The 24,694-nt window shown below is 70.7% G+C and carries 23 protein-coding genes; 9 read left to right on the top strand and 14 right to left on the bottom strand.

The features are described 5' to 3' along the window. Positions 1–62: 62 nt before the first annotated feature. From nagB to EAS64_RS19335, 11 genes are all read right to left on the bottom strand, one after another. Positions 63–848, bottom strand: a complete 786-nt coding sequence (nagB, locus tag EAS64_RS19385; RefSeq protein ID WP_145854561.1) for a glucosamine-6-phosphate deaminase — start codon at positions 846–848, stop codon at positions 63–65. A 41-nt stretch (positions 849–889) separates the two neighbouring features. Further along, positions 890–1,906 carry an ROK family protein gene (locus tag EAS64_RS19380; RefSeq protein WP_145854559.1) on the bottom strand — a complete coding sequence of 339 codons (1,017 nt, stop codon included), beginning with the start codon at positions 1,904–1,906 and terminating at the stop codon, positions 890–892. After that, positions 1,903–3,012 (bottom strand): ROK family transcriptional regulator, encoded by a 1,110-nt coding sequence (locus tag EAS64_RS19375; protein ID WP_222849410.1) that lies wholly within the window; start codon positions 3,010–3,012, stop codon positions 1,903–1,905. Before EAS64_RS19375 ends, EAS64_RS19380 begins: the two co-directional genes overlap by 4 nt. After that, a complete protein-coding gene (locus tag EAS64_RS19370) occupies positions 3,009–3,890 on the bottom strand; it encodes a carbohydrate ABC transporter permease (protein ID WP_145854557.1) in 882 nt (293 codons plus the stop codon). Before EAS64_RS19370 ends, EAS64_RS19375 begins: the two co-directional genes overlap by 4 nt. Further along, positions 3,887–4,774 (bottom strand): carbohydrate ABC transporter permease, encoded by an 888-nt coding sequence (locus EAS64_RS19365; protein ID WP_145854555.1) that lies wholly within the window; start codon positions 4,772–4,774, stop codon positions 3,887–3,889. The genes EAS64_RS19370 and EAS64_RS19365 overlap by 4 nt, the downstream gene beginning before the upstream one ends. Before the next feature lie 94 nt (positions 4,775–4,868). Further along, on the bottom strand, positions 4,869–6,125 hold the full coding sequence (locus EAS64_RS19360; RefSeq protein WP_145854553.1) for an extracellular solute-binding protein: 1,257 nt from the start codon (positions 6,123–6,125) through the stop codon (positions 4,869–4,871). 300 nt (positions 6,126–6,425) lie between these two features. Beyond that, positions 6,426–6,971: a GNAT family N-acetyltransferase gene (locus EAS64_RS19355; protein ID WP_145854551.1), complete on the bottom strand. Its 546-nt coding sequence runs from the start codon at positions 6,969–6,971 to the stop codon at positions 6,426–6,428. 62 nt (positions 6,972–7,033) lie between these two features. After that, positions 7,034–7,753: a class F sortase gene (locus tag EAS64_RS19350; RefSeq protein WP_145854549.1), complete on the bottom strand. Its 720-nt coding sequence runs from the start codon at positions 7,751–7,753 to the stop codon at positions 7,034–7,036. A 17-nt stretch (positions 7,754–7,770) separates the two neighbouring features. Then, the gene (locus tag EAS64_RS19345; RefSeq protein WP_187366018.1) at positions 7,771–8,592 is read right to left on the bottom strand and encodes a DUF4397 domain-containing protein; all 822 of its coding nucleotides are present in this window, start codon (positions 8,590–8,592) and stop codon (positions 7,771–7,773) included. A gap of 262 nt (positions 8,593–8,854) precedes the next feature. Next, positions 8,855–11,428: a WD40 repeat domain-containing serine/threonine protein kinase gene (locus tag EAS64_RS19340; protein ID WP_187366017.1), complete on the bottom strand. Its 2,574-nt coding sequence runs from the start codon at positions 11,426–11,428 to the stop codon at positions 8,855–8,857. A 269-nt stretch (positions 11,429–11,697) separates the two neighbouring features. Continuing rightward, the gene (locus EAS64_RS19335; protein WP_222849409.1) at positions 11,698–12,564 is read right to left on the bottom strand and encodes an exodeoxyribonuclease III; all 867 of its coding nucleotides are present in this window, start codon (positions 12,562–12,564) and stop codon (positions 11,698–11,700) included. Between the two features lie 136 nt (positions 12,565–12,700). Between EAS64_RS19335 and EAS64_RS19330 the strand changes: the two genes are divergently transcribed. Beyond that, a complete protein-coding gene (locus EAS64_RS19330) occupies positions 12,701–12,886 on the top strand; it encodes a hypothetical protein (protein ID WP_145854544.1) in 186 nt (61 codons plus the stop codon). Between the two features lie 13 nt (positions 12,887–12,899). On the opposite strand, the gene EAS64_RS19325 is transcribed toward EAS64_RS19330, so the two are convergent. Continuing rightward, complete coding sequence (locus EAS64_RS19325) at positions 12,900–13,727, bottom strand: SAM-dependent methyltransferase (protein WP_145854542.1); 828 nt, start codon at positions 13,725–13,727, stop codon at positions 12,900–12,902. A 235-nt stretch (positions 13,728–13,962) separates the two neighbouring features. Between EAS64_RS19325 and EAS64_RS19320 the strand changes: the two genes are divergently transcribed. The 3 genes from EAS64_RS19320 to EAS64_RS19310 are packed head-to-tail and all read left to right on the top strand — an operon-like array spanning position 13,963 to position 17,271. Next, positions 13,963–15,093, top strand: a complete 1,131-nt coding sequence (locus EAS64_RS19320; protein ID WP_145854540.1) for an FAD-dependent monooxygenase — start codon at positions 13,963–13,965, stop codon at positions 15,091–15,093. A 20-nt stretch (positions 15,094–15,113) separates the two neighbouring features. Then, the gene (locus EAS64_RS19315; RefSeq protein ID WP_145854538.1) at positions 15,114–16,052 is read left to right on the top strand and encodes a VOC family protein; all 939 of its coding nucleotides are present in this window, start codon (positions 15,114–15,116) and stop codon (positions 16,050–16,052) included. 49 nt (positions 16,053–16,101) lie between these two features. Then, complete coding sequence (locus tag EAS64_RS19310; protein ID WP_145854536.1) at positions 16,102–17,271, top strand: alpha/beta hydrolase family protein; 1,170 nt, start codon at positions 16,102–16,104, stop codon at positions 17,269–17,271. Positions 17,272–17,350: 79 nt separating this feature from the next. Here EAS64_RS19310 and EAS64_RS19305 read toward each other — a convergent pair whose 3' ends face one another. Continuing rightward, entirely contained in the window at positions 17,351–18,832 is a 1,482-nt protein-coding gene (locus tag EAS64_RS19305; protein WP_145854534.1) for an Ig-like domain-containing protein, read from the bottom strand. Positions 18,833–19,149: 317 nt separating this feature from the next. Further along, positions 19,150–20,748: a polysaccharide deacetylase family protein gene (locus tag EAS64_RS19300; protein WP_145854532.1), complete on the bottom strand. Its 1,599-nt coding sequence runs from the start codon at positions 20,746–20,748 to the stop codon at positions 19,150–19,152. A 205-nt stretch (positions 20,749–20,953) separates the two neighbouring features. Here EAS64_RS19300 and EAS64_RS19295 point away from each other — a divergent pair, with 205 nt between their 5' ends. From EAS64_RS19295 to EAS64_RS19275, 5 genes are read left to right on the top strand one after another with little or no spacing between them, the layout of a single operon-like run. Then, positions 20,954–21,469 carry a hypothetical protein gene (locus EAS64_RS19295; RefSeq protein WP_145854530.1) on the top strand — a complete coding sequence of 172 codons (516 nt, stop codon included), beginning with the start codon at positions 20,954–20,956 and terminating at the stop codon, positions 21,467–21,469. A 1-nt stretch (position 21,470) separates the two neighbouring features. Beyond that, a complete protein-coding gene (locus EAS64_RS19290; protein ID WP_145854528.1) occupies positions 21,471–22,382 on the top strand; it encodes a DODA-type extradiol aromatic ring-opening family dioxygenase in 912 nt (303 codons plus the stop codon). After that, the gene (locus tag EAS64_RS19285; RefSeq protein ID WP_145854526.1) at positions 22,379–23,305 is read left to right on the top strand and encodes a fumarylacetoacetate hydrolase family protein; all 927 of its coding nucleotides are present in this window, start codon (positions 22,379–22,381) and stop codon (positions 23,303–23,305) included. The genes EAS64_RS19290 and EAS64_RS19285 overlap by 4 nt, the downstream gene beginning before the upstream one ends. Beyond that, positions 23,302–23,799, top strand: a complete 498-nt coding sequence (locus EAS64_RS19280; protein WP_145854524.1) for a nuclear transport factor 2 family protein — start codon at positions 23,302–23,304, stop codon at positions 23,797–23,799. The genes EAS64_RS19285 and EAS64_RS19280 overlap by 4 nt, the downstream gene beginning before the upstream one ends. Before the next feature lie 27 nt (positions 23,800–23,826). Continuing rightward, entirely contained in the window at positions 23,827–24,654 is an 828-nt protein-coding gene (locus tag EAS64_RS19275) for an alpha/beta fold hydrolase (RefSeq protein ID WP_145854522.1), read from the top strand. Positions 24,655–24,694: the final 40 nt, after the last annotated feature.

Genomic DNA, 24,694 nt, shown 5'->3' with positions numbered 1-24,694 from the left:
GCAGTGGCGGGACCGCGGCCACCGCCGCGGCGCGGCGTTGCCGCCAGGGCGGTGGCGTGCGCTTAGAAGCCCTGCCAGGCGGGCTTGGCGGCGAGTACCTCGGTGTAGTAGTCGAGGCGGTCGAGCCGTGCCGCACCTGCCGGGTCGAGCAGCACCGTGACGTGCGGGTGCAGTTGCAGCACCGACGCCGGGCAGGACGCGGAGACCGGGCCCTCGACGGCGGCGGCGGCCGCGGCCGCCTTGCCCTCGCCGGTGGCGATGAGCAGCAGGTGGCGGGCCTCGAGAATGGTGCCGAGCCCCTGCGTCAGCACGTGGGTCGGCACCTCCTGCGGGGAGCCGAAGAAGCGCGCGTTGTCCTTGCGCGTCTGCTCGGTGAGCGTCTTGATCCTGGTGCGGCTGGCCAGCGACGACCCTGGCTCGTTGAATGCCAGGTGGCCGTCGGAGCCGATGCCGAGGAACTGCACGTCGACACCGCCGGCCGCCGCGATCAGCGCCTCGTAGCGCTCCCCCGCGCCCTGCAGGCCGTCGAGGTCCGGGTCAGGTCCGTTGACCCGGTCCGGGCTGATGCCGAGGCCGTCGGTCAGCTCGCGGGCGATGGTCGCCCGGTAGCTCTGCTCGTGCCCGGGGGGCAGTCCGACGTACTCGTCGAGGTTGAAGCAGGTCACACCGTCGTAGGACGGGCCGGTGCCGGCCTCGTGGCGGCGGATCAGCTCCTGGTAGGCGGGCAGCGGCGTGGACCCGGTGGCCAGCCCGAGTACCGCGGCGGGCTTGCGGCGGACGACAGACTCGATGATGTCCGCCGCGGCCATCGCTATCTCGCGGGCCGACCCGAGCGGCACGACCTCCATCAGCAGCTTCCTTTCCTGATCATGTCCATGATGCGCGTGCGCTATCCGGCGCTGCCGATCAGGCCCGCGCTGCCGGTCAGGCCCGCGCTGCCGGTCAGGCCAGCGCTGCCGGTCAGGCCAGCGCTGCCGGTCAGGCCCGCGTTCCCGGTCAGGCCCGCGTTCCCGATCAGGGCCGCGCCGATCGCGCCCACGGGCTCCTGGCCGGGCAGCAGCCTTGTCCGGCCGGCCAGGTCGAGCGCGGTGAGGAACGGCGAACCGGCGGCCTGGGCGCGCAGCGCGGCGGCGACCGCCGCGAGCAGCGGTTCGCCCACATGGGAGACACCGCCGCCGATGATGATGGCGTCCGGGCCCACCGACAGTTCGAGGATCCTGATCCCCTCGGCGAGCCTTCCCGCGAAACGGTCACGGATCATGACCGCCTCGGTGTTTCCCGCGGCGGCGGCGGCGAACAGTGCCGCGGCCGGCGGCACCTGCCCGTCCGTCGGCCAGGCGGCGGCCAGGGTGGAGCCCGAGGCGCTCAGCTCCAGGCAGCCGCGCTGCCCGCACGAGCAGCGCGGACCGTCCGGGTCCACCGGCAGGTGCCCGACCTCGGCGGCCGCGCCGTGTGCGCCGCGCCGCAGCTTTCCCGACAGGACGAAGCCGGCCGCGAGTCCGGTGCCGACGCTCAGGAAGGCCAGGTCGTCGATGCCGCTGACCACGTGCGCGCCCCACGTGGCGGCGAGCACGTCGTTCTCGATCAGGACCTCGGCACCGGTCCGGTCGGCCAGCAGTGCGGCAAGGGGGAACGCCTCGCCGATGCCGAGGTTGACCGCGTGACTGACCGCGCCGCTGTCGCGGTCCACGATCCCGCACACCCCGATGCCGATGTGCGCGGGCAGGACGCCGTCGAGATCCTTGGCGAGACTGTCCAGCACGCTCGTCGCGGTGGTGAGGACGCCCTCGGCGCCGAGCCGGGTGGGCTGCCGCGACTGCGCGACGACAGCGCCGTCGTTGTCCACCACCGCGCCGAGCACCTTGGTCGCACCGATATCGAGGCCGACCCGCAAGTCACCGTTCACGAAACACCCAGTTCAGCCGAGAGCACCAGCACCGCGGCGCCGACGAGCACCACGTCGTCGCCGAGCGGCGACATGCGCACCACCAGGTCGGCCGACGAGGTGGCCATCACCCGGTCGCGGACACACCGGTCGAGAGCCTCCCGCAGCTCGCCGTCGAGCAGGTCAGGCGGGCCCGCGAGGACGACCTCGTGCAGGTTGAGCGCGGCGACAACCGGCGCGACGACCTCGCCGACCACGGTGCCGACAGAGCCGAGCGACCGGTCGCTTTGCCGCAGGTGCGGCACGGACAGGATGGTCTCCAGGCAGCCGGTCTTACCGCAGGCGCAGCGCACGCCGGACGGATCGGTGACGACGTGACCGATCTCGCCCGCGGCCCAGGCGTGCCCCTGGACAAGTGAGCCGCCGACGACGAGGCCGGCGCCCACGCCGGTCCCGATCCGCAGCAGCATCAGGTCCGCCGCCGTCGTCCCGCCGAATGTGTACTCGGCGAGCACCGCCGTGTTCGCGTCGTTGGCAACGTAGACGGGCAGTCCGAGCCGGCGGTGCAGGATGCCGGTCAGGTCGACGCCTGCCCAGTGGAGGTTGTGCGCGTCGAGGATCACGCCGCGCCCGTCGACCACGCCGGGCGTGCCGACGCCGACGCCGAGCACCGGACGGTCGGCGGTATCGCGCAGCCGTTCCGCCAGGCCGACCGCGATGCGGACCGCGTCCTCGCCGCTGGCGCCGTCGAGTGGCGCCTCCGCGCGGGCCTTGACCTGGCCGAAGAGGTTGACCACCGCCCCGGTCATCCGGTCGTCCGGTGACAGGTCGAGCGCGATGATGCAGGTGGCGTCGGCGAGCAGGCCGACGAGCGTCGGCGGCTTGCCGACCTTGCTCTCGGCCGGCGTGCCGAGCTCGCCGAGCAGGCCGTCGGCGATGAGCGCGCCCACCAGGTCGGAGACGGTGACCCTGGTGAGGCCGGTGGCCCTGGCGAGGTCGGCCCGGGAGGCGGGGCCCTCGGCGAACAGGTGCTGGAGCAGGAGTGAACGGTGGTGGCGTCTGGTGTCCTCGGCGAGCAGCTTGCCCATCGGGCGCAGCGGGCGGGGACGCACTCCGCCTGAGTTCACTTAACCGCTCCCGCTGTCAGTCCGCTCACGACACGCCGCTCGATAAATGCGAACAAGATGATGACAGGCACGGTGGCGACCAGGCCGGCCGCGAACAGGTGCCCCCAGTCGACAGAGTACTCGCCGATGTACTGGTTAATCGCGACGGTAAGCGGCTGCTGAGACGGCTGCTGCCCGAGGCTGAGCGTGAGCGCGACGAGGAACTCGTTCCACGCCGAGATGAAGGTGAAGATCAGCGCGGTCACGATGCCCGGCGCGGCCAGCGGCAGCGTGATCCGCAGCAGGGCGCCGAACCGTCCCAGGCCGTCGACCATGGACGCCTCCTCGAGCTCCTCGGGAATCGAGGAGAAGAAGGCGTTGAGAATCCACACCGCGAAGGCGAGGTTGAAGCCGGCGTTGATGATGATCAGCGACAGCGTGGGCGGCACGCCGAAGTTGGTGAACTCCCGCTGAATGCCGACCAGCATGGCCGCCGGCTGGAACATCTGGGTCGCGAGCACGAGCAGCAGGAACGCGGTACGGCCGCGGAACTTGCGGCGCGCCGTGCAGTAGGCGGCAGGCAGGGCGACGAGCAGCACGATCACGGTGGCGCCCGCCGCGATCTGCAGGCTCGTGCCGATGCTGCCGCCAAGGCCGCCGCCCGACCACAGGGTGGTGAAGTTGGTGAACGTGAAGTGCTTCGGGAGGATGGTCGGGTCGCCGAGCTCGCTGTTCGGCCGCCCGGCCATCACGAGCATCTCGAGGTACGGCAGCAGGAAGATCAGGGCGATGAGGTAGGCGGCTGCGGCGATGAACCAGGTGCGCAGCGGCCGGCGGGCCAGGGAGGCGGGCTTCGCCGTGGCACGCAGGCGCGGGGCGGGCTTGGTCTCGGTGATCATCGGTCGACCTGCTCCTTCCAGCGAGTGGTGGACAGGTAGACGAGGACGATGACGATCACGAGCAGGAAGTTGATGGCCGACATGGCCGCCGACTCACCCACGTTGCCCTGCTTGAGGTCGATCATGAAGATGGTGCTCGTGGCGGTCTGGTAGCCGGGGCCGCCGCGGGTCATCTCCCAGATGATCGGGAAGGAGTTGAACACGTTGATGACGTTGATCAGCGTCGCCACCAGGATGGCCGGCCGCAGCAGCGGCAGCGTCACCCGCAGGTAGGCCTTCCATGAGGTCGCGCCGTCGATGGAGGCCGCCTCGTACACGTCCTGGGGGATGCCCTGCCTGCCGGACAAGATGGCGTAGGTGGTGAACGGCAGCGAGACGAAGACCGCGACGCCCATCATCCACAGCAGGGCGCTTGTCGGGTTGCCGAGCCAGTCCGCCTGGTTCGAGCCGAGCGTCTTGACCACGCCGATGCGGTGCAGGATCACGTTGATGACGCCGACGTTCGGGTCGAGCGCCCACTTGAAGATCAGCGCGGTCATCATCACCGAGGCGGCCCAGGGGATGATCAGCGCCCACCTGGTCACTTGGCGACCGGGGAATTTCTGGTTGAAGAGCTGGGCCAGGCCCAGCGAGATCAGCACGGTGACGGCCACGACGACCACGACCCAGATCACGGTGCGCAGGAGGACCGAGAGGAAGTCGGGCTCGTCGAAGAGATGCCGGAAGTTGTCGGTGCCGTTGTAGCCGGCGACGAAACCCTCGCCGCCGATGCGCTGGAACGACGACTGCACCATGACCACGACCGGCCAGAGCACGACCACGCCGATGAGTGCGACGGCGGGGCCGAGCCATAGCAATGGCGCCAGGCGGCGGAGGGCGGGCATCGGGTACATCCTCATGTGGTTCGGGGGGTGCGTGGGGCCCGGAGGCCGGGCCCCACACGCGAATCGCTAGCTGATGCTGGTGTTGCTCAGCTGGTTAGCTGGCGGCCGTGGCCGACTGCTCCAGCTGGGTCAGCACCGTCTTCGGGTCGCCGGTGACGGCGGTGCCGATCGTCTGCTGAATCTTGGTCTTCTCGTTGGCCCACGCGGTGTCGCTCGGGTACTGTACCGAGTTCGGCAGCGCGGTAAGGAACGGGGAGAACACCGCGTCGGTGGACAGCGCCTTGGTGGCGGTGGTCGTCGCCGGGAGCAGGTCGTACTCCTTGTCGAAGGCCAGCTGGTACTTGTCCTGGTAGGCGAAGTCGAGGAATTCCTTGATCTGTGCCTGGTGGCCGTTCGCCTTGAAGGCGGCGACGTTGTCGCAGACTCCGAGGGTGACGGTGAGCGGGCCGGTCTTGCCGGCGATCGGGACCGAGGTCCAGTCGGAGTCCTTCAGGACGCCGGCCGACTCGATGATCGGGATGAGGGCCGGGGAGCCGTTGATCATACCCACGGTGCCCTGCGCGAACTTCTGCCACAGGTCGGTGCGGTTGACGGTGCCCGGGTTGGGCTCGGTATCGCCGGCGGCCACCAGGCCCTTGAGATAGGTGAAGGTCGCGATGTTGGCCGGGCTGTCGATGGTGTACTTGCCGGCGGTCTGGTAACCGCCGCCGTTGCCGAGCATCCACAGCAGCGACTCGGCCTGCGCCTCCTCGGCGCCAAGCGGAAGGCCGAAGCCCACGTCGCCCAGGGCCTTGATCTTCGCCGCGTCGGCCTCGACGTCGGCCCAGGTCTGCGGGGCGGCCGTGATGCCGGCCTGCGTGAACAGCTTCTTGTTGTAGAACAGGGTGCGGCTGGAGGTGGTGAACGGCATGCCGTACTGGGTGCCGTTCACGGTGCCCTGCGCCTTGAACGCCGGCAGCAGGTTGCCTGGGTCCGAGAGCACGTCGGAGGCGGAGTAGAGCAGTCCGTCCTGGGCGTAGTTGGCGTAGTAGTCGCCCTCGGTGATGTCCGGGTACTGCTTGTTCTGGACCATCGTCTGGACCTGCTGGTCGAAGTTGGTCCACGGGATCGAGGTGACGTTCACCTTGATGTCGGAGTGGGCCTTCTCGAAGGCGGAGACGATTCCGTCCCAGTACTTAGCACTCGCGTTGCTCGGTCCGGTGCCGTAGTCGGCGACCACGAGCTTGAGGGTGGTCGTGCCGCCGCCACCACCGGCGGACGAGCCGCCGCTGCTGCACGCGGCCAGAGCCAGCGTGGCTGCGGCGGCGAGCGCTGCGCCACCGCAGATGCGCCTCGCGAACTTCTTGTCCATCAGGGGGTCTCTTCTCTGTGCAATGAGCCGGGCCGTCCGACGCGGCGGCCCAGGTTTTTTGTTAGTTGACCCTACTTACATATTTCCGTCAAGGGGGTCCGCGGCGGTTTCACAAGAACGTTGCACGGGCGAGACAATCGGGGGACGGCGCGCTGGCCGCGGCGAGCGCGGTCCCGCACGGCGCTACCCTGCGGAAACTTCGAGAATCCTCATCCCGAACGGGTGCGTGGCTCCGCCGGTCTACGCCGGCCGGACCCACCTGCCCGGAGCCTTGGACCGTCCGGGCACCGGGCGGGCGGGTCAGAGGTCGTCGTCGAGCAGCGAGAAGAGGGCCTGGTCGTGCAGGCCGTCGTCTTCCAGGCCGGTGCGGCGGAGGGTTCCTTCGCGGTGGAAGCCCGCCTTCTCCGCCACCCGGACCGACGCTACGTTGTCCGTGTTCGCGGTCAGCCAGGCGCGCTGGACGCCGCCCTCGGTGAGCACCCATCTGGCGACCGCGGCGAGTGCCTCGGTCGCGTAGCCCTTACCGCGTTCGTCGCCGCGGACTCCGTAGCCGATCTCCACCGAGCGGACATCCCAGTCGGCGTGGAACAGGCCGATCGAGCCGACGATCCGGTCATTCGCGGAGTCGAGCATCATCAGGTGCAGGCTTGTCCCCTCGCGCCGGCCACGGCTCGCGCCGTCGGCGAGCCAGGCTGGCACCTCGGCCGGGTCTGACGGCGCGCCGGGCGGCAGCGCCTCGGGCTCACTGCCGCCGAGCAGCTCGAGCACGAGCCCGGCGTCGTCGGGCTCGTATTCGCGTAGTTCCAGGCGTGCGGAATGGATGACGGGAGATGGGAAGGCGCTCACGGTTGCCCACCGTACCGCCCGGCGGGCGGCTCGGGCGCGATCGGGCTAGCGGCGCTGGCTGGTCAGGTTGCCTCGGTGGCGTCGACGACCACGTTGCTCAGGTAGCGGCCGGTGGCGTCGTCGAACGCGCCGCCGCAGGTGATCAGGCGGACCTCCGGGTCTGGCGTCGCACCGTACACAGCCTTCACTGGCAGGACATCCTTCGCGTACGTCCGCACGGACGTCACCCGGAACACCGCCGTCGTTCCGTCGGCCCGCGTGACGTACACGCGGTCGCCGCGGCGGAGCTGGGACAGGCGGAAGAACACGCCCGGTCCTGACACCGAGTCGACGTGGCCGACGATGACGGCGGGGCCGATGGCGCCGGGCAGCGCGCTGCCGGTGTACCAGCCTGCCACCGTGGTTGACGCCGGCACCTCCATCGAGCCGTCGGTCGCCCGGCCCAGCGTGACAAGCGAGGTGCGCACCCCGATCAGCGGGATGGTCAGCGAAACCGGGTCCGCGAGCACGGACGGGGCCACGGTCTGGAACCCCGCCCGGCGGGAGGCCGGCGACGCGGAGCGCGCCGACCCGGCCTGGGGCGTTGCCGAGGCAACGGGGGCCGCGGACGCGACGCCAGGAACCGCGGTCGCGGGGGCGGGGACGGTTGCCACCCCGCGCGGCGGCGGCCGCATGGCGGGGGCAGCCTGCCTGGTAAGCAGCAGGCCCGTGGTGCCCGCCGCGACGATGGCGAAGCCGGCCGCCGCGATCGCGATCGCAGCGGTCGGCCTCGTGACGCGCATCCGGTATCCCAGGTCCGTTATCCCCTGGCGGTCAGCCGGCGCAGCCGGCCGCGGGACAGGCTCAGGCCGCCGGCGATGAGCACGAGCCCGGCGCCGATGACCGCCAGCCACGGCAGCGGCGATCCTGGGCCGTGCGGCGCGGTGCCGCCGAAGCCGGTGCCGACACCGCCAAGCGTCGGCTGGTCGCCCGCGGCGCTGAGCAGGTCAAGGATGCCGAGGCCTGACGACGTGCTGACGACGACCTCAGTGTGCACGGTGTTCGCCGTGAGCGGGACGAAACGGCTCGCGTTCTGGTCAGGTCCTGTCGCGGTCATGGTCCACTGACCCGGCGGGATCTTGGCGTACGGGCTCACCGAGCCGGGCGCCGCGTCGTTCGTCACGTTGCCGGGCGCGCCGGCCGCGCAGCTGCAGTGGAAGGTCACCTTCGACTGGCCCGAGGCCTGGATGACCTGGACGAGCGACTGGCCCGCCGGGGCGGTCAGGCTATCGTCAAGGACCTTGAGCTTGCCCTGCAGCGAGGTCACCGTGTACGCGTGACCGGCCTTGACCGCGACGGTGCCGGACAGCAGGGGCGTGCTCGACACGGCAGAACCCGCGGCCCGCATGTCGACGCTGTAGCTGCCCGCGTCCATGGTCTGGTACGACAGCACGGTCGGATAGGCGACGTCATGCTGCACCATCGCGACGGTGGAACCAGACGACACGTACACGTCAACGGGCGAACTGCCCGTCGAGAGGTTACCGATCCTGATCCAGCCGGTGCCAGCCGCCGCGGATGCGGCAGAAGCGGCGGCGGGAATGCCGCCGAGCACAGCAAGAACGGCGACCGACAACGTCACGCGCCGCAATGCAAGCCGAAATTTCACCGAGATCCCTTCCCCGAGCCCTGGAAATCTCTATTCCCCAATAAGCCATATAGGCATAGCCGCATGACGAACGTCAACCGCGGCCGATCGACCATTTTCGATCTCGGCGACACGGATGCCGCTGATCGTATTAAGCACTGTGACGATAGTAAAGGAAGAGTTAAGTGGGAGCAAGCCGATCATTTTTGAACATAATCAACCGACCTGCCCTTGATAATCGATATACGAATGCCTATTAACGCAGGCTCACATGCCAGAGAAAGGCGGAGCCGCCCGCGTCGCCGGTCGCCAGGGTCGCCCCGTCAAGGCTGAACGCGACCGAGCCCACGGCCTTGCCACCCGGATCTTGAATGGTGACGATCAGCCTGTTCGTGGTGAGGTCCCACAGGCGACTGCCCCCGCTGAAGTCGCCGACGGCCAGCGTGCCGCCATCGGGGCTGAACGCCACGGAGAGCGCGCCGGTGGCGGTGGGGTCATCCAGGGTGGCGGCACGGTGCCCAGAGGCGACATCCCACAGGTAGCCGCGACCGTTGAGATCGCCGACCGCCAGCGTCTTGCCATCGGGACTGAACGCCACGGAATCCGCGCCCTTGCTGACCGGATCGGCGAGAACGCCCTTCACCTGCCTGGAGACGACATTCCACAGATAGCTGAAGCCATTGGCGTCGGCGGCGGCGAGCGCCGCGCCGTCGGGACTGAACGCGACGGAGTTCACGCCCTTGCTGACCGGATCGGTGAGAGTCGCGACCACCTGGCCGGAGGCGGCGTCCCACAGGTAGATCTTGCCGTTGCGGTCGCCGACGGCCAGCGTCTTGCCGTCGGGACTGAACGCGACGGAGAGCGCACCCTTGCTGCCGGGGTTGGTGACAATGCGGAGCTGCGTCCCGCTTGCGGCGTTCCACAGGCGGGTGACGCCGCTGACCGTGGCCTGGCTCTGCCCGCTGAAGGCCAGCTCACCGCTGGTCGCGAGGACGGTGCCCTGGTGGTTGAACGCGACGGCGTACGCGTTCATCTTGAACGTGGTGCAGCTGGCCCCGGCGATGCGCCACAGGCATGTTCCCGCGCCCGCGCGCGGCCCCGGGTCGGCTATCGCCAGCGCGGCACCGGAAGGGCTGAAGGCAAGCGACGATATGAAGGCGCCAGGATAGGCGGACGTCAGGTTCTTGCCCGCGAGGCTGTACTTCGCGGCGCCCGCCGTGCTCGTTGAGTTCGCTGTGTTCGTCGAGCTTGCTGAGCCGCCGGAATTCTGCGCGATCGCCGGGCTGGTCCGGGTCGAGGAGTTCGCCGGGGTCGCTGAGCTGGCGGCGGTCGTGGCGCCCGCAGAGCTTCCCGGGTTGCCCTGGTGGCCGTTGCGCAGCAGCGCGAACGGAATGGCTCCCGCCGCCACGACGATCACCGCGCCGGCGGCAATCGTCACGAGGCGACGGCGGCCGGCGCCCGCGGCGGGCGGCACGGTGACGCCGCCCGGGGACGGCCAGCCAGGAGAAGTCGGGCCGCCGGCGGAACCCGGGGCCGGAGCCGACGGCTCGCCGGCTCCCGCCGTCTCGGTCGCCCTGGCTGACGGAGGAACCGCCACGGTGGCGGGAATCGCCTCGCGCGCGGCGGGCCGGGCCGGCGCCGTCGCCGCCGGCGGCGTGGCAGGCGGTGGCGTTGCATGCGGCGGCGATGGTGAAGACGGCGCGGCCGGCGCCGTGACCGGCGGCGGCGTCGCGGAGGACGGCGCGGCCGACGGCACCGGTGGCACGTCAGGCTTGCGGAACGCGGCCGGCGGCTGCCCGGCCGACTGCGCAGCCGCGCGAGCCGTCGCGGCGCGCGCGGCGGAGGCATCGGGACCGGCCGCAACGGGGGCAGGCGTCTCGGCGCGCGCGGTCACGTCGTGCGCGCCTGCCGCCGGCGCGGGACGCGGCGGGTTCGTCTGCTGGCTGGCGGGGCGGTAGGTCACCAGGCCGAGGGCCTCGCGCAGCGCGTCGGCGAAGTCGCCGCAGGACGCGTACCGGTCGTCGGGATCCTTGGCCATCCCCTTGGCGATGACGTCATCGACCGCGCCGGGAAGGTCGTCCCGCAGCGAGGTGGCCGGGGGCGGGGGGTTGCGCATGTGCGCCATCAGGACCGCCATAACGGTGTCCCGCTGGAACGGCAGCGCCCCGGTCAGCAGCTGGAAGGCGACGCAGGCCAGGGCGTACTGGTCGGTGCGCCCGTCGACCGTGCCGCCCTCGATCTGCTCCGGCGCCGAGTAATCCGGCGTGCCGAGGAACTGCCCCGTTCCGGTCAGCGTTCCCGACGACCGCGCGCCCTTGCTCACGCCGAAGTCCGACAGGTACACGTGATCGGGACGTCCTGGCCGGGTGTCCACCAGGACGTTCCCCGGCTTGACATCCCGGTGCACCAGGCCCGCGGCATGCGCGGCGTCCAGCGCCGAGGCCACTGGTGAGATGAACTCAGCCGTCTGCGCCGGCGACAGTCTGCCCCCCTCACGCGCCAGCACATCCCGCAGGTCGCCGCCCTGGACGAACCGCATCGCGATGAAAAGCACGCCGTCGGCCTCGTCGGCCTCGTACACCGGAATGATGTGCGGGTCGTCCACGGCGGCGGCGGCCACCGATTCCGCGATGAACCGCCTGCGGAATCCGGAGTCGGTCGCCAGCGCCGGTGAAAGGATCTTGATCGCCACCAGGCGGCCGAGCCGCTCATCCCTGGCGCGGAATACGACCGCCATTCCGCCGGCCCCGACCTGGCTCTCCAGCCGGTATCCGGCGAGCACCGAGCCTGGCCCGTATCCGCCCGGCCGGTCCGGGACATACTCGCTCAACAGCCCTCCCCCAGGCTCGGCCGCGATCCCGTCCTCAGCGCTCGGCATTCATCGGCCATGCGCGTCAAGTATCCGGTCTGATCCGCAATAAGAAAAGTTTCCAGCGACGACATTCTGTCGTGAACGGCGAGCTTCCGTGCGACTCCCGGGGAAACCGATTGATTCACTGGCGGCGTCAATCGTTGCATTTTTCGCCGTTGATGAACGGAACGGCACAGGTCATCGTTGCCGGGTGAGGACCGACAATCGAGGGGCGGGGCGTACTGGGTTTACTGGCGGGACTGGGGGAGCTTTGCGGTGCCGCGTGAGGTGCGAGGGGCGGAGGGCGGCGGCACGACCGGGCCGATGTCGCCGTCGGGCGCCTCGTCCAGGTCGACGATGACCGGCGCGTGGTCGCTCGGCGCGGTGCCCTTGCGTGCCTTCCTGTCCACCCAGGCCGCGCGGACGCGGGATGCCACCGGGGTGCTCGCCAGGACCAGGTCGATGCGCATGCCGAGGTCCTGGTGGAACATGCCGGCCCGGTAGTCCCAATAGGTGAAAACCCGGCTGTCAGGCCACCGGTCGCGCATCACGTCGTGCAGGCCTGCCGCCTGAAGTTCGGCGAGCGCGGCCCGCTCGGGCGGCGTGACGTGCGTCTGGCCGATGTAGGCGGCCGGGTCGAATACATCCGCATCGGCGGGCGCGATGTTCATGTCGCCGCAGACAAGCACCGCCTGGGGGCCCGTCGCGACCGCCGCGCGCAGGGCGGCGAGCCAGTCGAGCTTGTAGCGGTAGTGATCGGAATCGGGTACCCGGCCGTTCGGCACGTAGACCGAATGCACCCGGACGCCGCCGCAGGTCGCGGAGACCGCCCGTGCCTCGGCGTCGGGGAAGCCCGGCTCATCGGGCAGGCCGGCCCGGATGTCGTCGAGGCCGGACCGCGACAGGATGGCAACGCCGTTCCACTGCGACTGGCCGTGGGCGGTGAACTGGTAGCCGCGGTCCGCGAGATCCGCGCCGAGCAGGTCGCCGAACGCCTCCCCGGTGAGCTTGATCTCCTGCAGGCACACCACATCGGGCTGCCGTTCGTCCAGCCACGGCAGCAGCCGGGGAACCCGCTGCCTGACCGAGTTGACATTCCAGGTCGCCACTCGCACAGGTCCACAATAACGAGCGCCGGGCGGGAGCATCCGTGTCCCGTCCGACCTGCGAGAACCCGGCATGGAAGCGGCAGACGTGGGTACCAGTGCTGCTGAGACACCGCCGGATGACGGGCGGGAAAGGGACGGGATCATGGGACTTTTCCGTAAGTCGCGTGCGCGGCATGCGCGCCACGCGCGGAAACCGAGCTGGGCAGAGCGGCGAGCCGCCCAGCGCACCGCACGGGCCGAGGCGGAACTGATGCAGACCGAGCAGCGGATTCACGAACTCGCCGACGAGGTTCGCAGCGACCTGAAGGACCCGAAGCCGGCGGCCTGACCCGGAGGCCCAGTCAGGGCTTGCGGGCGATCGCGGCGTAGATGGGGACGGTGTGCTCCAGATGCGGGTCGTCAGGAGCGGCGCGCCATTCAGTGATCGGCGCGACGCCCGGCGGAACCGTCTCGAGGCCGGTCATCAGGTCGGCTACCTCCGCGCGTGAGCGCAGGGTGATGGGCTGCAGCGGCATCATCTTGTTCCACTGCCGCGCCGCCTCCGCGAGCGCCGGGTCCAGGTCGCTCGTCAGGTGGTACATGGCGAAACAGCTGCCGGGCGGCACGGACGACATGAGCAGGGACACCACCATGGCGGCCTGCGCCGGGTCCTGCACGTAGGCGAGGGTGAACAGCAGCAGGACCGCGACAGGACGGCTGAAGTCGAGGATCTGCTGCGCGCCCGCGATGATCGAGCCCGGATCGCGGACGTCCGCGTCGACATAGCCGACGGCACCGCCTGGCGCGGACTTCAGCAGTGCCCTGGCATGCGACAGCACCATGGGGTCGTTGTCTACGTACGCGATGCGGGACTCGGGGGCCAGTGACTGCGTGACGTTGTGGGTGGCGCCCACCAGGGGCAGGCCGAAGCCGATGTCGAGGAACTGCGTGACTCCCGCCTCTGCGACCAGGAAGGTCAGGGCGCGTCGCTGGAAGGCGCGGACCGCGGGCGCGATGTCCACGATCGACGGCGCGGCCGCGGCCAGGGTCCGCGCCGCCTTGCGGTCTGCCTCGAAGTTGCTCTGGCCGCCGTACAGGAAGTCAGCGACGCGCGCCGCGTTGGGCTCGGTGGTGCTGATAAGCGCCGCCTTCGCCCTTCTAGTCGCGTCCTGCATCCAGTCCTCTGCCATGGCATACAAAGTATGCGACACCCGGGTACCTAGGTGGGCGGCACGCCGTCATCGATGTCCGGTGCGCGGCCGAAGCGTGAGACTTTACCGACTTATGCGGCTGGACTAAGGCAGCGAGGTTTATACCGGCGATGGTATTCGGCCGGTGAATGGTACCAATTTGTATAATCGATTTCATAAATCCTGCTGGCCGGTCCATAGTTGTGGTCACACGAAGACGTGGAGGTAACCCCGTATGCCCGCTGTCAGACACGTGCTTGTCGCCGGGGCCGGCCTGGCAGGCACCGCGACCGCGACCGGCCTCGCCGCCGCCGGCGCCGACGTCGACCTGATCGAGGTCAAGCCCGAGATCACCACCGTCGGCTCGGGCATCACCATGCAGGGCAACGGCCTGCGCGAGCTGCGCCGCCTCGGCATGCTCGATGAGGTACTCGCGGCCGGCTACCCGTTCAACGACCTGGGGCTGCGCGCGCCCGACCCGGCAGGCACGCTGATCGCCGAGTTCCCCGACGCGCGCACCGGCGGCGGCGACCTGCCCGCCACGCTCGGCCTGCCCCGGCCCGACCTCGCCAGGATCATGGCGGACCGCGCGGTCGCGGCAGGCGCGAAGCTCAGGTTCGGCACCTCGGTGCGCTCGCTCGCCCAGGACGAGTCCGGCGTGGACGTGACGTTCTCCGACGGCTCGGCCGGGCGCTATGACCTGGTCGTCGGCGCGGACGGGATCAGGTCCGCCACCAGGGGCATGATCGGCGTCACCGACGAGCCCCGGCCCACCGGCATGGGCATCTTCCGCGCGTTCGGGCCGCGGCCCGCGAGCGTCACACGGACCGACCTGTATTACGGCGGCCCCGCGTACATCGCCGGGTACTGCCCCACCGGCGCGGACACGCTCTACGCGTACCTGGTGGAGGACGCCACGGACCGTTCCTCACTCACTCCTGCGGAACGGTTGTCGGCGATGCGCGCACTGGCCGAGCACTACCACGGGCCATGGGACGACATCAGGGCGACGCTGACCGACCCGTCGGTGATCAGCTACACGCTGTTCGAGTCGCTTGTCGTGCCCGCGCCGTGGAACCGCGGCCGGGTCGTGCTGATCGGCGACGCCGCGCACGCCTGCCCGCCCACCCTCGCCCAGGGCGGAGCGCAGGCCCTGGAGGACGCCGCCGTGCTCACCGAGCTGCTGCTGTCGCACGACGCGCCGGACGACGCGCTGTGGGCGGCGTTCACCGCGCGCCGCTTCGACCGGGCCAAGACCGTCGTCGAGGCGTCCTGCCAGCTCGGCCAGTGGCAGCTCGACCACGTGCAGGGTGACCTGCCCGGCCTGATGGCCAGCATCGCCGCGCTGGTCAGCCAGCCCGCCTGACACACCAAGGAGCGAACGCCGTGACAGACCGGCTCATCACCCACCTGCGCCATATCGACCTCGCGGTGCCCGACCACGCGAAGCAGCTTGACTTCTTCACCGGGACCTGGGGCCTGACCGCCGAGCATAGCGACACCGGGCTGACCTTCCTCGCCGCCGAGGGCTCGCCCGAGCACTACGTCGTCCGGCTGCGGCAGGCCGACGACAAGCGCACCGACCTGATCGCGTTCGGCGCGGCGAGCGATGCCGACGTCGACACGCTCGCCGCCCGGCTGGCCGGCAACGGCGTCCGGCTCGTCAGCGAGCCTGCCGCGCTGCAGACGCCTGGCGGCGGCTACGGCTTCCGGTTCTTCGACAACGAGGGCCGCACCATCGAGGTCAGCTCGGGCGTCGGTGTGCGCACGCACCGCAAGATCGCCGAAGGCGAGTCCATCCCGGTCCGGCTGTCGCACGTGGTCGTCAACTCCGCCAGCCCCGAGGAGACCAGGGCCTGGTACGAGCGGCACCTGGGCTTCGCGCTCACCGACACCCTCATGCACCCGCGCATGGGGGAGATGATGTGGTTCATGCGGATCAACTCCTGGCACCACAGCCTCGCGTTCGCCCGCGGCCCGCACCCGTCGCTGCACCACGCCTCGTTCGAGCTGCGCGGCATCGACGAGTACATGCGCGGCACCGGCCGGCTGCTGCGCGCCGGCGTAGAGAAGATCTGGGGACCCGGCCGCCACCTGGCCGGCAACAACACCTTCAGCTACTTCCTCGACCCGCACGGGAACACCGTCGAGTACACCACCGAGCTCGAGCAGATCGACGAGGACACCTGGCACCCGCACCTGTACGACTTCAGCAACCCGGAGGTCGCCGACCAGTGGGGCACCGCGAACCAGATGAATGAGTTCGTCGCGCAGAAGTCGTTCAACGACCCCGACCGCGGCCTGTTCACCGCGCCGCCGGTCTGACGCCGATCCGTACGACAGACCGCCAGCCGCCTGAACTGGAGAAGCCACGGTGTTTGAATACTTTCCCGGCAACTACGTGTGGAACCTGTCGGTGGTCGCCACGCTGAACAGCGGCGGCCTCATCGACGAGGTGGACCGGGCCTGCCGGCCGATCCGCGACGCCGCCGCCCGCGGCGAGGACGCGGGCACCGGGGACTTCCTCGCGGCCTGGACGGCGCTCACCGACCAGCTGTGCGGCGCGGCGGAGACCGCGCTCGCGGCCGGCCACACTAAGACCGCAGGCGACCTGTACTTCCGCGCCACCAACTACCTGTGCCAGGCGGAACGGATGCAGAGCGCCTCCGCACCCGGCCGCTCCGCCGTCTACCGGCGGGTGCTCGAACTGGCGGCGCTGTCGTTCAAGTACCGGGACCCGCTGGTGTCCCGGGTGGCGATCCCGTATGAGGGCACCACGCTGCCCGCCTACTTCAGCCCCGCCCACTCGAGCACTGCGCCGGCCACCGCCTCCGGGCCGGCCCCCGTGATCATCCTGTGGAACGGGCTGGACTCCACCAAGGAGCACATGTACTCCTGCGAACACTGGGCGGAGCTTGCCGCCCGCGGCATCTCCTGCCTGATGGTGGACTGCCCCGGATCGGGCGAGGCGCTGCGGCTGCAGGGGCTGCCCGCGCGGGTGGACACCGAGGCGTGGGCGTCGGCCTGCGTGGACTACCTGCTGACCCGGTCCGACGTCGACCCGGCTCGCATCGGGCTGACCGGCTGGTCGCTCGGCGGGTACTACGCGCCGCGCGCCGCCGCGTTCGAGAAGCGGCTCGCGCTCGTCGTCGCCTGGGGCGCCAACCACAACTGGGGCGCGGTGCAGCGGCGGCGGCTCGAGCGGGAGGGCGAGCGCCCGGTGCCGCACTACTGGGAGCACGTGCTGTGGGTGTGGGGGCAGCCGGACCTGGACACGTTCATCAAGTTCGCCGACCAGATCCACCTCGACGGCGTGGTGTCGCAGATTTCCGTGCCGTTCCTGATCTGCCACGGCGCGAACGACAGGCAGATCCCGGTTTCCTACGCGCACCAGTCCTACGAGCAGGCCACCGCCAGCCCGCGGCGCGAGCTGCGGATCTTCACGCAGGAAGAGGGCGGCGCGGAGCACATCGGGCTCGACAACCTGCCGTACGTGTCCACGTACATCGCGGACTGGGTCAGCGACGTGTTCCGCAGGAACTAGGCGTTGTGTCAGGCGAGGGCCGCGCGGGGTTGTCCTCGCGCGGCTCCTGCCTGCACTGCTTGCTTCTTTACGCACCCGTTTACTTCTTGACGGACACTGTGCCGCCGGCGGCGGCGTAGTTCGGCGCGGTCACCGAGATCTTGTAGCCGCCGGTCTTGGCGGATTTCGCCAGCGTCACCGACACCTGGCCCTTGGCGTTGGTCTTGAGCGTCTTGCCCGCGAACTTCACGGTGGCGCCCGCGACCGGGTCACCGGCGTCGGTCACCGTGATCTTGACCGTCACGCCCTTGCTGCCCAGGTGCACCGTGCCGGGGAAGGACAGGCTCAGGCCGGCGAGCACCTGGGTGACGTACTGCTCCTGCTTGAGCGCGTTGTTCACGCACGTCATGCCGATGTCGAGCTTGGCGAGCGGGCTGCCGCCGAGGCCGAGCAGGCCGCCGTCGAAGCACGGCGTGGCGTAGCTGCGCACCGCGCCGAACCTGGTTCCCGCCTTGTTGGTGCGGGTGACGAACACCCTGTTCGACTGCCTGTTGGACCAGGCCACCCAGATGCGCCCGCCCGGTCCCTGGGCCAGGGTGGGGTTCAGGGCGTTGGCCGACGACGGCACGGCCAACGCCTTGGCCGCGCCTACCTTCCACAGTTCGAGTTGCGGGCACGGCGACTTGTTGGCGCAGTAGGCCAGGTAGACGCCGCCGCCCTTGCCGTTCCTGTTGACGGAGGCGAGCCGGCCGAACACCGGGAAGTCGGTGCTCGACGACGCGGTTCCGCTGCCCGGTGCCTTGCGGATCACGCCATTCGCCGTGACGTCCTTGACGTAGATGCCGTCCGCGCTGCCCGGGGTGGAGAAGATCCGGGTCCAGGCCACGTAGAAATGGTGGTTGCCCGCCTGGTCGTTGACCGTCGCGGCCTGGCCCGCGTCGGCCTTGCTCAGCGCGATGTGCTGGTCAGCGGGCACCGCGGGGATGATGGTTGACAGCCCGATCCGGTACAGGACGCCGTTGCCGCCGGGAAAGCCGCCAGGCCAGGCGGCGGCGAGCACGTTCGCGTTCGCGTTCGACTCGGCGGCCGCCGCCACCGGGTTGACGCAGCTGGCGGACAGCGACCACGACTCGAGTGCCCACTTCGCAGATCCGCTGCCCAGGGCGCCGTAGACGCAGTCGAGGCTGTACACGCCGCTGCTGCCCTGCGCGCCGGAGAAGACAAGCAGCGGCTTGGCGCCGACGCCGAGCAGCGTGGCGGGGAACTCAAGCGAACCCCAGTGGGTGGCGAAGATGTCGGCCGGGCCCTTGATGACCTTGCCGCTGGTGCCGACCTGCGTCGCCTCGTAGGTCCAGACGTTGGGCGAGATCTCGCGGGGGAAGACGTCCCAGCCGACGCCGTTCGGCGCGACCCAGAGCGCGGGGGCGGGCGCCTCGGTTGTCATGCCGGTGCTGAGCGCGGTCCAGATGCCGGACTTGGGGAGTGCCGCGGTTTTCTGCGCGGCCGGCGCGCTCTTCGCGCCCGGGGTCGCCGTGGCGGCGGTTGCGGGGAGCGCCATGGCGAGGGCGAGTCCCCCGGCCACGAGCGCTAGCGCAAGGAAACGGGAGCGGCCGCCGAGGCCGCGACGGTGGAGACTACGGATTTTTCGCACCAGAACCGAACGCGACATGGGGCACCTGTTTCCCCTCACGAACCGATATGTGCGCTTAGTGTGCTCTTAAACATCAGAAATATCCATAGCCGTGGAGTGGCAGCACGCGCGATCACGTCCGATTTGCGGTGAATGTCGCACGGCCGGTTAAGCAGAGACGGCCGGTTAAGCAGAGAGAGGTCCGGGCGCTGAGGGGGGTGGGCGGCGGCGAGGTCAGGCGGCGGCCAGGTCAGGCGGCGGCGGCCCGGTCAGGCCGCGGCTATGGCGGTGGCTGTCTGGTGGGGCGGGAGGCCTGCGGCAGGCGAGCCGTGCGTGCGGGCGCCGTAACCGAGGATGTGTCCGTTGGACAGCAGGATCAGGTAGCCGCCGGTCGCCGGGGCCACGGCAAGCGCGACCGCGGTGACGCCGCGGCCGACCCCGTGCGCCGGCGAGCCGTGCATGTCGGCGTGGAAGCCGAACACCCGTCCGGCCGCCGTCAGCAGCAGGTAACCGCCCTTCGCGCTGGCCGCGATCGCGGTGACCTGGTAATGCTTGCCGGCCAGCGAGCCGTAATCCGTGGCGTCGTAGGTCCAGACGCCGCCGCCGGAGTTCAGGATCCAGTACCCGCCGGTGGCCGCGTCGGCGGCCAGGCCGACCGGCTTGAGCTTGCCCATCCTGCCCTTCGGCTGCCCGTGGTAGGGCGCGCCGAAGGCGTGCACGCCGCCGTCTGAGGTGAGCACCAGGTAGCCGCCGTGATCCGCCGCGATCGCGACCGCGGTCACGTGCCTCGGCAGCCTGCCCGACAGCTGGCCGTAGAACGGCGCGTTGTGAGCCACCACGCTGCCGTTGGCCTTGAGCAGCCAGTAGCCGCCGGTGTCCGGGTCCGTCGCCAGGCCGGCCGCCCGGCCGCCGACCGAGCCGCCGGCCCGCGGCGTGCGGTAGCCGTGCACGGCGCCTGCCGAGGTGGCCACGTAGTAGCCGGTGCCGGTGTCGCCTGCCAGGTTGACGAACGTGTAGCCGCGCATCCGGAAGTAGCTGATGATCGTTGGCAGCGCGGCCACCGTCGCCGGGTCGCCTGACGGCGCGTTGTGCATCAGGACCACCGGGTGCAGCTGGCCGCCGCCCTCCGATTCGGCGAGCGAGATGATCCGGTTGACCCACGAGCTCGCGGCCGACCCGTCCGCCTTCCAGTCCTCGGTGTCGACCGACCACATCCACACCGCCATGCCGCGCTGCTGCGCCAGGGACAGCAGGGTCGCGTTGTAGTTGCCGTACGGCGGCCGGAAGACGCATGGCCCCCAGCCGATCAGCTTCTCCTGTTCGGCGCTCGCCTCGTCCATCTCGACGGCCTGCGCCGCGGCGGAGAGTCCCGGCATGTTCGGGTGGTTCCAGGTGTGGTTGCCCACGAGGAAGCCGTGCGATGCCTCCTCGCGGACCAGGGCGGGGTAGGCGGCCGCGTTCTGCCCGATGTTCAGGAACGTGGCGGGTACCCCGTGCTCGCGCAGCACCGCGAGGATTCCCGGCGTGCTCGGCCCTGGGCCGTCATCGAAGGTGAGCGCCACCGTCTTGGCGCCGAGGTCCGGCGCGTAGAAGTTCGCGCCGTACGGCGCGGCGGTGCAGCCGGCCGAAACCAGGTGCGTCGCGGCGGGCGCCTTCGCGGTGCGCCCGCCCGGCCGCTTCGCCGGCGGCCCCGCGGGCCCCTCGCCGCCGTGGCGCTTGCCGGGGAAAGGCTGCTTGACGGTCCGCGTCGCGCCGACGCCAGGATGCTTGGCGTGCACCGCGCCGGCGGCGGGAGTGACCGCACAGGCGGCCAGCATGCTGGCCGCCGTGAGCGCACCGAGGAAACGAATGGACCTGACTGTGAACACGGCACGCCTTCCCTTTTGCCCCCGCCCGGGGCGTTAGATCCCGTCTTGCACCGACCCAAAGACGCCGCAAATCGCCGCCAGGTTGCGTGCCCCCGTGCTCCGCCTATTACGCGGGCACAACCGCGCAGGCCGGGGGCCTGGGGTCCGGGCTGAGCCGGTCCCGCGGCCCTTACCTCGCGCCGGTCCGGTGCCTAGGATCGGTCGTGTGCAGGGACGAGATCTCGGCCTGCCCGGCTTCGACCTCGATGAGCCTGGCACGATCGAATTCACCGCGGAGCGGGCGCTGCGCGGGCAAGCGCTCAACCGGTTCGCGCTGAGCCTGCGGTCGCCAGCCAGCCGCGCGGAGTTCCTGGCCGGCGAGCTCGCCTACCTGGAGCGCTACGGGCTCACCGCGGAGCAGACCGGGCTGGTGCTCGGCAGGGACTGGACCGGGCTGCTCAAGGCGGGCGGTCACCTGCACGCCATGCTCAAGCTCGCGGCCACCGTCGGCCAGGACCTATGGTCCATCGGCGCGCACAACGCGGGCTGCACCCGCGAGGAGCTGATCGCGGCGACGCCGCGCCGGGTCAGCGGCCTGCCGGACACCAGCGGCCCGCCCGAGCCCGGCGCGCTTCCCGAGCCCGGCGCGCTTCCCGAGGCCGGCGGGTTTCCCGACGCGGGCGGGCTTCCCGAGGCCGGCAGGCTTCCCGGCACGGGCGGGCTTCCCGAGGCCGGGCGCTGACGTGGCCACGGTGATCGGCGGGATCGGCATCTCGCACACCCCGTCCATGGGCGTGGAGTACGACCGCGGCATGGCGGCGCAAGACGGGTTCAGCCCGCGCTGGCAGCCCTGGTACGACGGCACGCGGCGGGTCGAGGAGCTGCTCGTGCGGCTCGCGCCCGACCACCTCGTCGTCGTGTACAACGACCACCTCAACTACTTCGACCTGGACAACTACCCGGCACTGGCCATCGGTGTCGGCGAGCGGTTCCGCCAGGCCGACGAGGGCTGGGGTCCGCGCGACCTGCCCGACCTCGCGGGCGACACCCGGTGGGGTGTGCACCTCACCGAGCAGCTCACCGCCCGCGAGTTCGACCTGACCGTCAGCCAGGACCTGGCGATCGACCACGGCGTCTTCTCCTGGCTGCCGTACGTGTTCCGCCGCACCGACGGCGCATGGCCGGTCACCGTCACCCCGATCGCGGTGAACATGGTCCGCCAGCCGCTGCCCGCCGCGAGCCGGCTCAGGTCGCTCGGCGCCGCGATCCGGGCCAGCGTGGAGGCGTTCCCCGGCGCCGAACGAGTGCTCGTCATCGCCACCGGCGGCATGTCGCACCAGATCAGCGGCGGCCGGTTCGGCATGGCCAACGAGGACCTCGACCGGTACTTCCTCGCCCGGCTGCCCGACCACCTGGACGAGCTCGCCGCGATCCCGGTGCGCGAGTACATGCGGCTCGGCGGCACCGATGCGGCGGAGCTGATCCTGTGGTTCGCGATGCGGGCGGCGCTGTCGGCGCGGGCAAGGCCGGTCTACACGTTCCAGGCCGTTCCCTCCATCACCGGGTGCGGCGCGCTGGTGATGGCCGAGCCCGGCGCTCTCGACGACACCGATCTTGACGACAGCGAGACAACGCAACCGGAGGTCAACTCGTGAAGCTTGGCACCGTGGAGGCGGACGGCACGCAGCGGGTCGCGGTCGCGCTCGACGACACCCGCGCCGTGCTGCTCGCGCCGGGCACAACCGTGGCGGGCCTGATCGGCGACTGGGCGAACGCCGGGCCCGCGGTCGAGCTGGCGGCGCAGGCCGGCGCCGAGGAGGCCGTACCCGTCGCCTCCTTGAGCTGGCTGCCGCCGCTGCCCCGCCCGGGCAAAATCATCTGCGTGGCGCTGAACAACAGCGCGAACGCCAGCCGGATCATGAGCGGGCCCGGGCACCCGGCCACGTTCAGCAAGCCGGCCAGCTCGCTGCTCGGCCACGGCAGGCCGGTCAGGCTGAAGAAGGAGTTCGGCCGCGTCCACCCCGAGCCGGAGCTTGCCGTGGTCATCGGCACCAAAGGAGCGGACATCCCGCTGTCCCGGGCCATGGACCACGTGTTCGGCTACACCATCATCAACGACCTGACGTCGCCCGACATGCGGACCGAGGACACGTTCCACTACCGTGCCATCCACCCGGCGAAGGACGGGGGCGACGGCATCGAGTACGTCGATACCTGGGTCAGCTACTCCGGCCGGTACAAGGGGACCGACGGCTTCGGGCCGATCGGGCCGTGGATCGTGACCGCCGACGAGATACCCGACCCGCACGACCTCACGGTCACCTGCGTGCACCAGGGCCGGGTGATCACCGTGGACTCCACCGCGAACCTGACGCACAAGGTGGACGGCGTGATCTCCTTCCTGTCCGGCTACCAGACGCTCGAGCCCGGCGACATCATCGCCATGGGCACCGCACTGAAGGCGTCCGCGTCCGGCGGCGCCGCGGTGCAGAACGTCAACCTGACAAGGCTCGGCGGCCCGATCGAGGTCACCATCTCCGGCATCGGCACCCTCAGCAACCCCGTGGAGATGCCGTGAGCGACGCCCTGCTCGCGGCCCTGGCGTGGCGGCGGGCGCTGCTGCGCACGGAGATCGACGCGGTGCTCGCCGACTGGGCCTGGCATCTCGACCACGGCGACTACGACGCGGTGGCCGGGCTCTTCACCGAGGACGCCCTGTTCATCACGGGCGCGGTCGAGCTGCGCGGCCGGGCGGCGATCAAAAGGCGGTACGCCAAACGGGTTGTGCTGCGATCCACCAGGCACATCTACAGCGGCCTGCGGGTCAGCGAGGACGGCGGCGACGCTGACCCCGGCAGCCCCTCGGGCAGGTGGCCGACCCGGGTCCGCGCCCGTTCCACCTGGGTCAACTACGCGGTCAACGAGCCCGCTCCCGTCGACGACGTGGGCGTCTACCTGGTCGCCGATTTCGACGACGTGCTGAGCTGGTGCGACGACGAGCGCTGGCGGATCAGCGAGCGGCGCATCATTCCGGTGTTCCGCGACCCGGCGCGCGCCCCGGTCGCGGGGTGACCCGGGCGACCGGCGCGGACGCGACGCATGGGTGAGGCGCGGGCGGCGGGGGCGGGTGCCGCGGCCGACGCGCGGTTCCCGGTGCGAGTGCCCGACGGCCTGCTGGCCGGCGAGGAGGCGGGCCACGGGGACCCGGTGGTGCTGATCCACGGGTTCAGCTTCGACCGGTCGATGTGGGACCCGCAGTTTCCCGACCTGGCCCGCGGGTACCGGACCATCCGGTACGACCTACGCGGGTTCGGCGAGTCTGGTCTTCCCGCCGCCAACCGGGACCATGTGACGGACCTGGTCGCGCTGCTCGACGCGCTCGGCATCAGCCGGGCGCACCTGGCGGGGCTGTCGCTCGGCGCGAACATCGCGCTGGCGGCCGCCGCGCTGCACCCGAGCCGGGTGCGCACGATCACCCTCGCCTCGCCCGGACTGCCCGGCTACCCGTGGCGCACGCCGCGGCCGCCCGAGGAAGCCGCCGCGGTGGCAGGCCGCGAGGGCATCGAGGCGGCGAAGCACTGGTGGCTGAACCACGAGATCTTCCGTGCCACGCAGGGCAATCCCGCGGCCCGCGAGCAGCTGACGGCGATGGTCGCGCGCTTTCCCGCGCACCAGTGGGACAGCGCGCTGCCCGCCGCCCCGCAGTTGCCGCCGCTGACTGGCTTCCTGCCCCGGCTCGCGGCGCCGGCGCTGATCCTCGGCGGTGCGCTCGATGTCGCCGGATACCGGGAGATCGCCGGCGTGCTCGCACGGGAGATCCCGGACGCCGAGCGGCAGGAATTCGCGGACTGCGGACATCTGCTCAACCTGGAGCGGCCTGCGGAGTTCACCGGCCGGCTGCTGCGTTTTCTGGCCTGCTACGTATGACGCTTCCTAGCCTGCTACGCATGACGTTTCCTGGCCTGCC

Origin of the sequence: Trebonia kvetii (assembly GCF_007827045.1) — a bacterium.
Classification (GTDB): Bacteria; Actinomycetota; Actinomycetes; order Streptosporangiales; family Streptosporangiaceae; genus Trebonia; species Trebonia kvetii.
The sequence above is the reverse complement of the archived record's forward strand: the minus strand, read 5'-3'. Positions and strand labels throughout refer to the sequence as shown.

Excerpts from the sequence above, each read along its gene's own strand:
- nagB (WP_145854561.1), bottom strand. The coding sequence starts at position 848 with ATGGAGGTCGTGCCGCTCGGGTCGGCCCGCGAGATAGCGATGGCCGCG.
- EAS64_RS19370 (WP_145854557.1), bottom strand. The coding sequence starts at position 3,890 with ATGATCACCGAGACCAAGCCCGCCCCGCGCCTGCGTGCCACGGCGAAG.
- EAS64_RS19365 (WP_145854555.1), bottom strand. The coding sequence starts at position 4,774 with ATGCCCGCCCTCCGCCGCCTGGCGCCATTGCTATGGCTCGGCCCCGCC.
- EAS64_RS19360 (WP_145854553.1), bottom strand. The coding sequence starts at position 6,125 with ATGGACAAGAAGTTCGCGAGGCGCATCTGCGGTGGCGCAGCGCTCGCC.
- EAS64_RS19350 (WP_145854549.1), bottom strand. The coding sequence starts at position 7,753 with ATGCGCGTCACGAGGCCGACCGCTGCGATCGCGATCGCGGCGGCCGGC.
- EAS64_RS19330 (WP_145854544.1), top strand. The coding sequence starts at position 12,701 with ATGGGACTTTTCCGTAAGTCGCGTGCGCGGCATGCGCGCCACGCGCGG.
- EAS64_RS19325 (WP_145854542.1), bottom strand. The coding sequence starts at position 13,727 with ATGGCAGAGGACTGGATGCAGGACGCGACTAGAAGGGCGAAGGCGGCG.
- EAS64_RS19320 (WP_145854540.1), top strand. The coding sequence starts at position 13,963 with ATGCCCGCTGTCAGACACGTGCTTGTCGCCGGGGCCGGCCTGGCAGGC.
- EAS64_RS19275 (WP_145854522.1), top strand. The coding sequence starts at position 23,827 with ATGGGTGAGGCGCGGGCGGCGGGGGCGGGTGCCGCGGCCGACGCGCGG.